The 12,473-nt window shown below is 61.1% G+C and carries 11 protein-coding genes; 1 reads left to right on the forward strand and 10 read right to left on the reverse strand.

Features of this window, described 5'->3' with window-relative positions:
- Nucleotides 1-50: 50 nt before the first annotated feature.
- Entirely contained in the window at nt 51-560 is a 510-nt protein-coding gene (locus H3L91_RS01540; RefSeq protein WP_007341663.1) for a protein disulfide oxidoreductase, read from the forward strand.
- Nucleotides 561-624: 64 nt separating this feature from the next.
- Here the strand turns inward: H3L91_RS01540 and H3L91_RS01545 are convergent, their stop codons facing one another.
- From H3L91_RS01545 to rsgA, 10 genes are all read right to left on the reverse strand, one after another.
- A complete protein-coding gene (locus tag H3L91_RS01545; RefSeq protein ID WP_007341664.1) occupies nt 625-1,602 on the reverse strand; it encodes a TerC family protein in 978 nt (325 codons plus the stop codon).
- A gap of 118 nt (nt 1,603-1,720) precedes the next feature.
- On the reverse strand, nt 1,721-2,170 hold the full coding sequence (locus H3L91_RS01550) for a ClpXP protease specificity-enhancing factor (protein ID WP_007341665.1): 450 nt from the start codon (nt 2,168-2,170) through the stop codon (nt 1,721-1,723).
- Nucleotides 2,171-2,179: 9 nt separating this feature from the next.
- Nucleotides 2,180-2,785 carry a glutathione S-transferase N-terminal domain-containing protein gene (locus tag H3L91_RS01555; RefSeq protein ID WP_007341666.1) on the reverse strand — a complete coding sequence of 202 codons (606 nt, stop codon included), beginning with the start codon at nt 2,783-2,785 and terminating at the stop codon, nt 2,180-2,182.
- Nucleotides 2,786-2,972: 187 nt separating this feature from the next.
- Entirely contained in the window at nt 2,973-3,758 is a 786-nt protein-coding gene (locus H3L91_RS01560) for a cytochrome c1 (RefSeq protein ID WP_040658573.1), read from the reverse strand.
- 13 nt (nt 3,759-3,771) lie between these two features.
- Nucleotides 3,772-5,121, reverse strand: coding sequence for a cytochrome b (locus H3L91_RS01565; protein WP_007341668.1), 1,350 nt, complete (start codon nt 5,119-5,121; stop codon nt 3,772-3,774).
- Nucleotides 5,122-5,139: 18 nt separating this feature from the next.
- On the reverse strand, nt 5,140-5,724 hold the full coding sequence (gene petA, locus H3L91_RS01570) for a ubiquinol-cytochrome c reductase iron-sulfur subunit (RefSeq protein ID WP_040658574.1): 585 nt from the start codon (nt 5,722-5,724) through the stop codon (nt 5,140-5,142).
- Nucleotides 5,725-5,845: 121 nt separating this feature from the next.
- Nucleotides 5,846-6,595, reverse strand: a complete 750-nt coding sequence (locus H3L91_RS01575) for a Nif3-like dinuclear metal center hexameric protein (protein ID WP_007341670.1) — start codon at nt 6,593-6,595, stop codon at nt 5,846-5,848.
- Nucleotides 6,596-6,970: 375 nt separating this feature from the next.
- A complete protein-coding gene (locus H3L91_RS01580; RefSeq protein WP_040659294.1) occupies nt 6,971-9,013 on the reverse strand; it encodes a M3 family metallopeptidase in 2,043 nt (680 codons plus the stop codon).
- Nucleotides 9,014-9,283: 270 nt separating this feature from the next.
- Nucleotides 9,284-11,107 (reverse strand): DNA recombination protein RmuC, encoded by a 1,824-nt coding sequence (locus H3L91_RS01585; RefSeq protein ID WP_007341672.1) that lies wholly within the window; start codon nt 11,105-11,107, stop codon nt 9,284-9,286.
- Between the two features lie 211 nt (nt 11,108-11,318).
- A complete protein-coding gene (rsgA, locus tag H3L91_RS01590; protein WP_007341673.1) occupies nt 11,319-12,203 on the reverse strand; it encodes a ribosome small subunit-dependent GTPase A in 885 nt (294 codons plus the stop codon).
- Nucleotides 12,204-12,473 lie beyond the last annotated feature (270 nt).

The following is a 12,473-nucleotide window of genomic DNA, read 5'->3' on the forward strand; positions in this document are numbered from 1 at the left end:
TTTCGCCGTGCCGAAACTGCGTTTTCAGACGGCCTTTTAAAGGAACAACGATGAAATCCAAACTGTTCAAGCTGCTCAAACAAGCCGCGCAAATCCTGCTGGTGGTTTCGGCGGTGGGTTTCGGCGCGGACTGGCTGCGCCGTCCCGATGTGCCCGCCGATGCGGCGCAGATGGCCGTGCCCGCCGCCGACGGGCAGACGGCGACGCTGGCGCAAATCAGCGCGGGGCGAACCGCCGTGCTGTATTTTTGGGGAAGCTGGTGCGGCATCTGCAAACACACTTCGCCCGCCGTGCAGCGGCTGCATGAAAACGGCACGCCCGTAGTCGGCGTGGCCTTGCGCTCGGGCAGCGCGGCGGAAGTGCGCGGCTATATGCGGCGGCAGGGGCTGGATTTCGCCACGGCCGACGACCCGCAGGGCGACATCGCGCGGTGGTGGGGCGTGCGAGTTACGCCGACCATTGTGCTGGTGAAAAACGGCAGAATCGTCCACAGCACCACGGGCATCGCCAGCTATTGGGGCTTAGCGGCGCGGGTGTGGCTGGCCGACCGGTTGGGCTGACGCAAGGTTCGAGGCCGTCTGAAAACCGGAAATTCGGTTTTCAGACGGCCTGATGTGTTTGGCTTTATTTGTTTTTTTCTATTTTGCGGCTGTATGCCAGCGAGGTGAGGACGGATGCGCCCAGTGCGCCGAAGACGACGGCGAGGGAGACGGCGACGGGGATGTGTATCCAGTGGAGGAGGAGCATTTTGCCGCCGATGAAGCTCAGTACGAAGGCGAGGCCATAGTTGAGGAAGACGAAGCGGTCGGCCATGTCGGCGAGCAGGAAGTACATGGCGCGCAGGCCGAGGATGGCGAAGATGTTGGAGGTGAGGACGATGAAGGGGTCGGTGGTTACGGCGAAGACGGCGGGGATGCTGTCTACGGCGAAGACGACGTCGCTTAATTCGACCATGACGAGGACGAGCAGTAGGGGGGTGGCGAGGCGGCGGCCGTTTTCGCGGGTGAAGAATTTTTCGCCGTCGAGGGTTTGGCTGACGCGGATGTGTTTTTGCAGCCATTGCAGGATGGGGTTTTGCGAGAGGTCTGCGTCTTCGTCGCCGCTTTGGCGGATCATTTTGATGCCGGTGTAGAGCAGGAATGCGCCGAAGAGGTAGAGTATCCATTCGAAGCGGGAGACGAGTACCGCGCCGACGAAGATCATGACGGCGCGCAGGATAATCGCGCCGAAAACGCCGTAGAGCAGGATGCGGTGCTGGTATTGCGGGGGGATTTTGAAGTAGCCGAAGATGAGCAGGAAGACGAAGAGGTTGTCCACGGCCAGCGATTTTTCGAGGACGTAGCCGGTGAAGTATTCCATGACTTTGGTTTTGGCCAGCTCGTGGCCGTAGGCGGGGTTGGTGGCGATTTCCCAGTAGAGCCAGCCGGCGAAGGCGCAGGAGGCGGCAATCCAGACGGCGGTCCAGGCGAGGGCTTCTTTGGTGCTGACTTTGTGGCTGCCGTTTTTTTTGAGAGTCAGCATGTCGATGGCGATCATGAGGAGGACGGCGGTGAGGAAGACGCCGTAGAAGAGGGGGGAGCCGATGTTGGGTTCTGCGCTCATGGGGCTTTCTTTCTGTTTGGTGTGTGTTTGTGTTTGGTGTGGTGGCAATCAGGCCGTCTGAAAACGTTTTTCGCGGCGGGAAAACGTTTTCAGACGGCCTTTGCCTTGGATGCCGCGTTTATTTGACGAATTTGAGGACTTTTTTGCGTGTGCCGTTTTCGGGGGGCGTTTTGTCGGGTTCGTCTGCGCCGCTGCGGTTTTCAGACGGCCTTTTTTCGGGCTGTTTTTGTTCCGCCGCGCTGTTTTCGCCGGGTTCGTAGGGTTCGACTTCAAAGCCCATGCCTTCGCCGGTTTCGCGGGCGAAGATGCCGGAGATGTGGCCGACGGGTATCCAGATGTCGTGCGCCACGCCGGAGAAGCGGGCGGAGAAGTTGACCCATTCGTTGTCGATGGTGAGGTTGCGGGCGGCGGCGGGGCCGATGTTGAGGACGATTTCGTTGTCGCGCACATACTGCATGGGGACGCGGGTGTGGCTGTTGACCCACGCGGCGATGTGGGCAGTGTGGCCGTTGTCGTTGCACCATTCGTAGAGGGCGCGGAGCAGGTAGGGTTTGGTGCTGCTGTTCATGACGGCTCCTCAGCGGCGCATGGCTTTTTCGGCGGGGGTGAGCGCGTCGATGAAGGCTTCGCGCTGGAAGATGCGTTCGGCGTATTTCAGCAGGGGGGCGGCGGTGCGGCCGAGTTTGATGCCATAGTGGTCGAGCCGCCACAAGAGGGGGGCGAGGGCGACGTCGATCATGGAGAAGTCGTCGCCCATGATGTATTTGGTGCGCGAGAACATGGGGGCGAGCATGGTCAGCCCCTGGGCGACGGCTTCACGGGCTTTGCTTTGTTCTTTGCTTGTGGATTCGGGGGCTTCGAGTATTTGGACGTGGCTGAACAGCTCGCGTTCGAGGCGGTAGAGCACGAGGCGGCCGCGGCCGCGCTGGACGGGGTCGCCGGGCATGAGCTGGGGATGGGGGAAGCGTTCGTCGATGTATTCGTTGATGATGTTGGATTCGTGCAGGATCAGGTCGCGCTCAACCAAAACGGGGACTTGGTTGTAGGGGTTCATGATGGCGAGGTCTTCGGGTTTGTTGAAGATGTCCACGTCTTTGATTTCAAAATCCATGCCTTTTTCGTAGAGGACGAAGCGGCAGCGGTGGCTGAACGGGCAGGTGATGCCGGAGTAGAGAATCATCATGTCGTGTTGCTCCTGTGCGGTTGGAAACAGGCCGCCGCCGTAAAGCGGACGCGCCTGATGTGTTTGAAAAATAAGGGAATGATACAGAATGCCGTCTGAAAAATCCAGAAAAAGGCTCTAATGCGCTGTTTATTAAAACAAAAAAGCGGAATCCGCAGATTCCGCCTTTGCTCGTTGCCGTTGCTGTTTAATGCACGTCTTTCCAGTATTCTTTTTTCAGGAAATAGGCCAGCGGCAGCATGACGGCCAGAAGGAAGATCATCACGATGTAGCCGATCTGTTTGCGCTCGACCTGCGCCGGTTCGCCCATGTACACCATGAAGGCGACGAGGTCTTTGGCGTATTCGTCATACTCTTTGGCGATGACTTTGCCTTCGGGCGTTTTGCGGGTCATGGTGCCGGTGGATTCCCAGTAGAGTTTGGGCACGGAGTTGCCGTGTGCGTCTTTCACCATCACCGGCTGGCCTTTGGCATCGAGCTCCACAGCCTGCACGCCCTGCTGCTGCCACAGCGGGTGCGGCATGCCGACTTTGTCGAACACGGTGTTGTTCCAGCCGGTCGGGCGGGTCGGGTCTTTGTAGAAGCCGCGCATGTAGGCGTAGAGGTAGTCCGCGCCGCGCGAGCGGGCGATCAGCGACAGATCGGGCGGTGCCGCGCCGAACCATTTTTTGGCGTCGGCGGGGCTCATGGCCGAGTGCATCACGTCGCCCACTTTGTCGGTGGTGAACATCAGGTTGTTTTTGATCTGGTCTTCGGTCAGGCCGATGTCGCGCAGGCGGTTGAAACGCATATTGCTGGCCGAGTGGCACGACAGGCAGTAGTTGGTGAAAATCTGCGCGCCGCGTTGCAGGCTGACCTGGTTACCCAAATCGATGTCCGCTTTTTCGTATGCGGCGTGGCCGCTGGCTCCGGCGATGCCGAAGGGTGTTGCCAAAGCGAAGGCAACAATCCATTTTTTCAATGTGTTTTTCATTTTGCCGCCCTCGTCAGATATTGGTTGCAAACAGATACGCGCCGATCAGGGTAATGGCGGCGTAAACGAAGAACATGACCTTCTGCCTGCCCGTGCTCATGGTTACGCGTTCGGGTACGGGCTTGGTTTTGTCCAGCTTGCTGTAAAACGGCATGCCCAGGAAGAACGCGAAGTAGATGCAGGAGAGGATGCGGGCGACGATGGTGCGGGTGTCGGTGGCCACCATCGCGCCGAGGATGCCCAGCCCGATGAAGGAGATGACGAACAGCACCAGCGCGGTTTTGAAAACCGGGCCGCGGTAGCGGACGGATTTGACGGGCGAGCGGTCGAGCCACGGTAAGAGGCCGATCAGCACCACGGCCGCGCCCATGCCGATCACACCCCACACCTGCGTGCCGGCAAACGACGGGATGGCGCGCAAGATGGCGTAGAACGGGGTGAAGTACCACACCGGCGCGATGTGCGCGGGGGTTTTCAGCGGGTCGGCGGGGTCGAAGTTGGGGCTTTCGAGGAAGTAGCCGCCGCCTTCGGGGGCGAAGAACATGACCGCGCAGAACACGATCAGGAACACGACCACGCCGAGGATGTCTTTGACGGTGTAGTAGGGGTGGAAGGGGATGCCGTCGAGCGGGACGCCGTTTTCGTCTTTGAGTTTTTTGATTTCCACGCCGTCGGGGTTGTTCGAGCCGACTTCGTGCAGGGCGATGATGTGCGCGACGACCAAGCCCAAAAGCACCAGCGGCACGGCGATGACGTGCAGGGCGAAGAAGCGGTTGAGCGTGGCGTCGGAGATGGTGAAGTCGCCGCGTATCCAAGTGGACAAATCCGGGCCGATGACGGGGATGGCGGAGAACAGGTTGATGATCACCTGCGCGCCCCAGAACGACATCTGACCCCACGGCAGCAGGTAGCCCATGAAGGCTTCGGCCATCAGGGCGAGGAAGATCAGCGAGCCGAACACCCACACCAGTTCGCGCGGTTTTTTGAACGAGCCGTAAATCAGGCCGCGGAACATATGGAGATAAACGACGATGAAGAAGAAAGACGCGCCGGTGGAGTGCATGTAGCGGATGATCCAGCCGCCGGAGACGTCGCGCATGATGTATTCCACCGCTGTGAAGGCGGCGGGCAGGTTGTACTGGTTCAGGTTGCCGTCGGGCTTGAAGTTCATCACGAGGAAGATGCCGCTGACGATTTGGATCACCAGCACCAGGAGTGCGAGCGAGCCGAAGTAGTACCAGAAGTTGAAGTTTTTCGGCGCGTAGTATTCGGAGAGGTGTTCGCGCCACATTTTAGACAGGGGGAAGCGCGCGTCCACCCAGTCCAACAATGCCTTTGCTTTGCTATTGGTTTGGTTTGCCATGTTGAAGTCCCTTGTTTTTTATGATTCTTCGCCGACCAGGATGGTGGTGTCGCTCAAATATTTGTGCGGGGGGACAACCAGGTTGGTCGGTGCGGGAACGCCGGAATAGACGCGGCCTGCGATGTCGAATTTGGAACCGTGGCAGGGGCAGAAGAAGCCGCCTTTCCAGTCCGCGCCCAAATCGGCGGGGGCGATGTCGGGGCGGTAGGTCGGCGAGCAGCCCAAGTGGGTGCAGATGCCGATGGCGACCAGAATGTTGGGTTTGATCGAGCGGGTTTCGTTCTTGCAGTCTTCTGGCTGGTGGTCCACGTCGGAATTGGGGTCGGCGAGCATGCCGTCCAGGCTTTTGAGGTCTTTGACCTGCTGGTCGGTGCGGTTGACCACCCAGATGGGTTTGCCGCGCCATTCGGCGGTAAGCATTTGTCCCGCTTCGATTTTGCTGACGTCGATTTCCACCGGCGCGCCGGCGGCCTTGGCTTTTTCCGAGGGGAACCAGCTGGCGACGAAGGGCGTTGCCACGCCTGCGGCCGCCACGCCGCCCGCTCCGGCCGTCGCCAGCACGAGGAAGCGGCGGCGGCCTTGGTTGATTTCTTGATTTTCCATTGTTTCAGTCATCCTGAGATTCAAAATACCGAGCCATTAAACTCCGCAATTTTACCCGAATTGCCGAGCCTACTTAAAGCACTATTTAAAATAAGGTAAATTTTTGAAGTGTTTTTTGACTTTAAGCAGGGTTTTGTTCGTCGAAAAAGCAGACGGGGATGCCGAATTCGCAGCCGGCGGCTTCGGCCAGTGCCCGTATGCCGCCGCGCTCGGTGGCGTGGTGGCCGGCGGCGATGAAGGCGGTGCCGGTTTCGTGCGCGAGGTGGTATTGGGCTTCGGAGATTTCGCCGGTGAGGTAGATTTGCGCGCCTTCGTCTATGGCCGTCTGAAAAAAGCCCTGCGCGCCGCCGGTGCACCAGGCGATGCGCTTGGCGGGGGTGTCGGACGGGGCGATCAGGGTGGGCGTGCGGCCGAGTTTCGCCGCCACTTGCGCGGCCACTTGCGCCGCCGTCTGCGGCTGTTGCAGGTGGCCGATGTGCAGCAGGTTTTGTTCGCCGCAGGTGTGCTCGGTCTGCCAACCCATCAGTTTGGCAAGCCGGGCGTTGTTGCCCAGTTCGGGGTGGGCGTCCAGCGGCAGGTGGTAGCCGGCCATGCCGATGCCGTGGCGCAGCAGGGTTTCGATGCGGGTTTTTTTCCAGCCGGTGATGGTTACGGGTTCGCTTTTCCAGAAGAGGCCGTGGTGGACGAGCAGCAGCTGTGCGCCCTCGGCGGCGGCAAATTCGATGGCGGCCAGGCTGGCGGTTACGGCGGCGGCGATTTTGCCGACGTGTTCCGTGCCTTCCACTTGCAGGCCGTTGGGGGCGTAGTCTTTGAACAGGCGGGTTTGCAGGGTGTCGTCGCACCAGGCAATGATGTCGCGGAGGGCGGGCATGGGTGTTCCTTGTCGGTTTTAAAAGGCGCGGCATTGTAGCGGAATACGGGGAGGCCGTCTGAAAACTGCATTTGCGGTTTTGGCTGCGCCGAAGCTCCGTTTTAACTTCGTTGAAGCTGCGCTTTCAGACGGCCTGTTTTTTAGTGGGTACAGATCAAAAGTATCCGATGTAGGCCGGGCTTCAGCCCGGCAAAATATCGGAGAAATGGTGGGTTAGCCGGGCTGAAGCCCAGCCTACGATGGGCAATTTTATTGTTTTCCCAACCTCAAACTGCGTGCGTGGCTGCGCCACACACCCTGCCTAAATGGCGGAGGCCGTCTGAAAACCGCAAATGCAGTTTTCAGACGGCCTTTTGCTTTGCAGAACGCGCTGTGTTACGCGGCTTCGCCGCCGGTGAGGCCGAGGTGGCGCAGCAGGGCGTCGGGGGTGGCGTCGCGGCCGCGGAAGGCGCGGAAGGATTCGGCCGCGCCGCGCGAGCCGCCGCGCGAGAGGATTTCGGCGAGGAAGCGCGCGCCGGTGGCGGCGAGGTCGCCGCTTTCTTCAAAGGCGGCGTACGCGTCCGCGCTCAATACTTCGGCCCAGGCGTAGCTGTAATAGCCTGCCGAGTAGCCGCCGGCGAAGATGTGGCCGAAGCTGTTGGCGAAGCGGTTGTAGGCGGGCTGGGGGATGACGACCACTTCGGCGCGAACGTTTTCCAAAACCTGCGGCCAGTTTTTCAGACGGCCTGCGTCGCTTTCGCTGTATATCAGCATGTCGAACAGGGCGAATTCGGTTTGGCGGGCGAGGAAGAGGCCGACTTGGAAGTTTTTGGCGGCGAGCATTTTTTGGTACAGCGCTTCGGGCAGGGGCGCGCCGCTTGTTTCGTGTTCGGACATGGCGCAGAGGACGGGGTATTCCCAGGCGAAGTTTTCCATAAACTGGCTGGGCAGCTCCACCGCGTCCCATTCCACGCCGTTGATGCCGGACACGCCCAGTTCGTCCACTTCGGTGAGCAGGTGGTGCAGACAGTGGCCGGTTTCGTGGAAGAGGGTAACGATTTCGTCGTGGCTTAATCGGGCTTCTTTGCCGCCGACGGGCGGGGTGAAGTTGCAGACGAGATAGGCGGCGGGAAGCTGGATGCCGCCGTTTGCAAGGCGGCGGCGGCCTTTGTAGTCGTTCATCCACGCGCCGCCGCGTTTGCCTTCGCGGGCGTACAAATCCATGTACACGCCGCCGATGGTGCGGCCGTCTTTTTCCAATTCGTAATAGCGCACGTCGGGATGCCAGGCGGGTATTTCGCGTTCTTTGAGGCGCACGCCGTAGAGGCGGCCGATTTGGCCGAACAGGCCGGCGAGCACTTTGCCGGCGGGGAAGTAGCGTTTGACTTCGCTTTCGGAGAAGGCGTATTTGGCTTCGCGCAGTTTTTCCGAGGCGTAGGCCACGTCCCAGGCTTCGAGGGTGTCGAGGCCGAGTTGTTCGCGGGCGTAGGCTTTGAGTTCGGCGTAGTCTTTTTCGCCGTGCGGTTTGGCGCGGCGGGCGAGGTCGCGCACGAAGTCGAGCACCTGCTGCGGCGAGTCGGCCATTTTGGTGGCCAGCGAGAGCTCGGCGTAGTTGGCAAAACCGAGCAGGCGGGCTTGTTCGAGGGCGATTTCGAGGCTGCGGGTGATGGTGGCGGTGTTGTCGAATTTGCCGTCGTTGTCGAGCTCGCTGGCGCGGGTGAGGTAGGCGCGGTGCATGGTTTGGCGCAGTTCGCGGTTGTCGGCGTGTTTCATTACGGCCAGATAGTGCGGGATTTGCAGGCCGATTTTCCAGCCGCTTTTGCCTTCGGCCTGCGCGGCGGCGGCAAACATGGCTTTTTCGTCGGCATCGAGTCCTTTCAGACGGCCTTCGTCGTCGAAATACAGGGCGAAAGCGTCGGTGGCATCAAGCACGTTTTGCGAAAACTTCGCCCCGAGCTGGGCGGCTTCGGTTTGCAGCGCGGCGAGGGTTTCCTGTTTTTCGGGCGGCAGTTCCGCGCCGCTTAATACGAAATCGCGCAAATCGTGTTCCAGCTTGGTTTTTTGTGCTTCGCTGAGGGCGGCGGCTTCGGGCGCGGCTTTGATGGCTTTGAAGCGGTTGTAAAGCTCGATGTCCTGGCCGATTTCGGTGAAAAATTCGGTGGCCTCGGGCATCTGCGCGTTGTATTCGGCGCGCAGCTCGGGGGTGTCGGCGACGGAATTGAGGTGGGAGACCACGCCCCAGATGCGGCCGACGCGCTCGGTGAGGTCGGTGAGCGGCTCGACGGTGTTCTGCCACGTCGGGTTCGGCTCGGCCTTGATTTTCGCCAGTTCGGCGCGGGCTTCGGCCATCGCGCCTTCCATCGCGGGGCGGATGTGTTCGGGGCGGATGTCGGGGAAACGGGGGGTGTCGCCCAGATGGAGTAGGGGGTTGTCGGTCATGGGGTTCTCGCTTGTTTGTAAATGGGAAAAGGGTTTCAGACGGCCTCTGAGGCCGTCTGAAAACGAAACTTCGGCGAAGTAAAAAACGTGCAGTTCGCCAAATGGGGCTTCGTTGGCAAAATTACAGCCCGCAGGGGGGCGGATGGTCGGAACGGAATTTCGCAGGGTGCGCCGCTGCGGCGGCACGCTCCGTATTGGCTTAAAGGCCGTCTGAAAATGTGCAAAACGGTTTTGGCTGCGCCGAAGCCGCGCTTTCAGACGGCCTTTTGCCTATTCCTGCGTATCTTCCGTTTTGTCCGCCGCAATCAGGGCGGCGGTTTCGTTTTCTTCGGCTTCTTCCAGCAGGTTGCGGTCGATCTGTTTGCCGGCTTTCACGCCGAGTTTGTGCAGTTTCTGGGCGCGGGTGATGAGGTTGCCGCGTCCGTCTTTGAGCTGGCCGAGGGCTTTGTGGTAGGCGGTTTGCGCCTGTTCGATGTTTTTGCCGACGCTTTGCAGAGTTTCGACGAAGCCGGCGAATTTGTCGTAGAGTCTGCCGCCTTCTTCGGCGATGGCCAGGGCGTTGCGGTTTTGCTGTTCGTTGCGCCAGATGTTGGCGACGGTGCGCAGGGTGGCCAGGAGGGTGGAGGGGCCGGCGGGCATGATGCGTTTGTCGAAGCATTCTTGGAACAGGCTTTCGTCCTGCTGCAGGGCGAGCAGGTAGGCGGGTTCGACGGGGATGAACATGAAGACGAAATCAAGGGTTTTGAGGCCGTCGATGTCGCTGTATTTTTTTTCGGCCAGCTGGGCGATGTGGCGGCGCACGGATTGGACGTGGGCGGCCAGATGGGCGCGGGCTTCGTCGTCGTTTTGCGCCTGGGTGTAGCGCACGTAGTCGGTGAGCGAGACTTTGCTGTCGATGACGATTTGTTTGCCGTCGGGCAGGTTGACGAGGACGTCGGGTTGCAGGCGGCGCTTGCTGCCGTCGTCCTGCGTCTGCACGGAGGCGGCCTGCACGGTGTATTCGCGCCCTTTTTGCAGGCCGGAGTGTTCGAGCACGCTCTCCAAGATCATTTCGCCCCAGTTGCCCTGGGTTTTGTTGCGGCTGCCGGTGAGGGCGCGGGTGAGGGCGGCGGCGTCTTCGTGCAGGCGGCTGTTGAGCTGTTGCAGGCGTTTGAGTTCGTTTTCGAGGGTGAGGCGTTCTTTGGCTTCTTTTTCGTAGGTGTTCTGCACGAGCTGGGAGAAGCCGCCGAGTTTTTCGCTGAGGGGGTTGAGCAGGATGCCGAGCTGTTCGCGGTTTTGTTCGCTGAAACGGCGGCTTTTTTCTTCGAGGATTTGGTTGGCGAGGTTTTGGAAGCGGCTGCCGAGGGCGTCGCGGGCTTCGTTGAGCAGGGCGAGTTTTTCCTGCTGCGCCTGCTGTTCCTGTTCGATGCGGGTGGCGAGGTGCCGGTTTTGCACGCGCGCGTCGGCCAGCTCTTTTTGCAGGGCGGCGCAGTCGGTTTTCAGACGGCCTAATTCTGCGGCGTAGCTGTTTTTCAGGGCGGACGACTCTTCGGCCTGGGTGGCGAGGCGTTCGTTTTGCACGCGTGCGTCGGCCAACTCTTTTTGCAGGGCGGCGGATTCGGTTTTCAGACGGCCTAATTCGTCGGCTTGGACGGCGAGGTGGCGCACTTGCGTTTCGAGGGCGGCGCGGCGGCTGTCGAGTTCGCGGATTTGCCCGTGCAGTTCGTTGGCGGTGCTGCGCCCGGCGGCCAATTCGTCTTGCAGCTCGCTCAGGCGGCGGGCGTGGACGTTGGCGGCGGCCAGCTCGTTTTCTGCGGCATTCAGACGGCCTCTGAGGCCGTCTGAAAGGCGGATTTGCGCCGACAGCTCTTCTTCGCTGCGGCGTTGTTCGGCAGTGAGGCGGTTGCAGAGTGTTTCCAGATGGGCGCGGTTTTCTTCGAGGGCGGCGCAGCGGCTTTCGCTTTCGGCCTGTTCGGCCTGATGCCTCCGCGCGAGTTCGGCTGTGTCGGCCTGGTGGCGGTTGCGGCAGACGAGGGCGGTGATGATGGCGGAAAGGACGGCGGCAATCAGGGCGGCTGCGGCGGAGAGGATGATGAAGAGGCTTTCGAGGCGCATGGTGTCGGTTCGGGTTGGGGGTGGGTCGGAGGTCGTTCCCGCCAGTACTCCTGCGGAGCATAAACGCGGGGATGACGTTTCTGCAAAGGCGGTTTTGGCGCAGTCGGAAACGGGAAATGCTGTTTGTCGGAAAATGCCGTTGCCGTTGTTTGTGTAACAAAGGCTGCGTGCTTTACTGTCGGGCATCAATGCCCGACCTGCGGCCGTGTTTTCAGACGGCCTGTTTGCGGGCGGCAGCCAGCTCGTCGGTGATGCGCTGCAAAAGGGCGACGCGCTGGGGGAAAACTTCGCCGCGTTCGGCGGCCTGTTTGACGGCGCAGCCGGGTTCTTGGCGGTGGGTGCAGTTGTGGAAGCGGCATTGGCCGAGGTAGCGGCGCAGGTCGGGGAAGCAGGCGGGCAGTTCGGCGGGGTCGAGGTGGCAGAGGCCGAATTCCTGCAAGCCGGGGGAGTCGATTAAAAACGTGTTGTCGCCCAGCTCGTACATTTGCGCGTGGGTGGTGGTGTGGCGGCCGGCGTCGAGGGCGGCGGAGATTTCGCCGGTGCGGGCGGCGGCGCGGCCGAGCAGGGCGTTGGTGAGGGTGGATTTGCCCATGCCGGACTGGCCGAGGAAGATGTTGGTGTGCCCCTGCATATGGGGCAGCAGGGCGGCGGCGTTTTCGGCGGCGCAGGTTTCGACAAGGGGGTAGCCGAGGCGGGCGTAGAAGGCGAGTTTTTCGCGCCAGGCCGCGCTTTGGGGCAGGTCGGTTTTGTTGAGGACGACGAAGGCTTCGATGCCGGCGGCTTCGGCGGCGAGCAGGGCGCGTTGCAGCAGGTTTTCGCCCGGGGTGGGGACGGCGGCGGTTACGGCGAACATTCTGTCTACGTTGGCGGCGATGAGTTTGGCGCGCCATGCGTCTTGGCGGTAGAGCAGGCTTTGGCGGGGGAGGCAGTCGGTGATGACGGCCTGTTCGGCGTTTTGTATTTGGATGCGCACGAAGTCGCCGCAGGCGAAACCGACGCGCTTTTTGCGGGCGGTGGCGTCGTAGGCGCGGCCGTCGGCGGTGCGCACGGTGTAGCGGCGGCCGTAACTGGCGGTGATGCGGGCGGTGTCGGTCATGGGTTTCGCGCTCGGGGAAAGGGCGGATTTTAGCAGAGGCCGTCTGAAAAGCGGGTTCGGTGTGCCGAGCCGTTTTTCAGACGGCCTTTCAGTAGGTCGGGCATTTATGCCCGACAGGCGCGGGAAATTTCAAAAATGTCGGGCATGAATGCCCGACCTACAAAGCTGTGTTTTCAGACGGCCCTTGGTTGGGGCGGCAGGGAGCGCGTGCGTGGCTTGCGCCGCACACCCTACCTCGGGGCGGGCGGATTCGGTTTTCAGACGGCCTGT

Origin of the sequence: Neisseria bacilliformis (assembly GCF_014055025.1) — a bacterium.
Classification (GTDB): Bacteria; Pseudomonadota; Gammaproteobacteria; order Burkholderiales; family Neisseriaceae; genus Neisseria; species Neisseria bacilliformis.

Bases quoted from the DNA above. Each gene is read 5' to 3' on its own strand.
- H3L91_RS01560 (WP_040658573.1), bottom strand. From the start codon at position 3,758: ATGAAAAACACATTGAAAAAATGGATTGTTGCCTTCGCTTTGGCAACA.
- H3L91_RS01540 (WP_007341663.1), top strand. From the start codon at position 51: ATGAAATCCAAACTGTTCAAGCTGCTCAAACAAGCCGCGCAAATCCTG.
- H3L91_RS01580 (WP_040659294.1), bottom strand. From the start codon at position 9,013: ATGACCGACAACCCCCTACTCCATCTGGGCGACACCCCCCGTTTCCCC.
- H3L91_RS01555 (WP_007341666.1), bottom strand. From the start codon at position 2,785: ATGATGATTCTCTACTCCGGCATCACCTGCCCGTTCAGCCACCGCTGC.
- H3L91_RS01575 (WP_007341670.1), bottom strand. From the start codon at position 6,595: ATGCCCGCCCTCCGCGACATCATTGCCTGGTGCGACGACACCCTGCAA.
- H3L91_RS01585 (WP_007341672.1), bottom strand. From the start codon at position 11,107: ATGCGCCTCGAAAGCCTCTTCATCATCCTCTCCGCCGCAGCCGCCCTG.
- petA (WP_040658574.1), bottom strand. From the start codon at position 5,724: ATGGAAAATCAAGAAATCAACCAAGGCCGCCGCCGCTTCCTCGTGCTG.
- H3L91_RS01550 (WP_007341665.1), bottom strand. From the start codon at position 2,170: ATGAACAGCAGCACCAAACCCTACCTGCTCCGCGCCCTCTACGAATGG.
- H3L91_RS01565 (WP_007341668.1), bottom strand. From the start codon at position 5,121: ATGGCAAACCAAACCAATAGCAAAGCAAAGGCATTGTTGGACTGGGTG.
- rsgA (WP_007341673.1), bottom strand. From the start codon at position 12,203: ATGACCGACACCGCCCGCATCACCGCCAGTTACGGCCGCCGCTACACC.
- H3L91_RS01545 (WP_007341664.1), bottom strand. From the start codon at position 1,602: ATGAGCGCAGAACCCAACATCGGCTCCCCCCTCTTCTACGGCGTCTTC.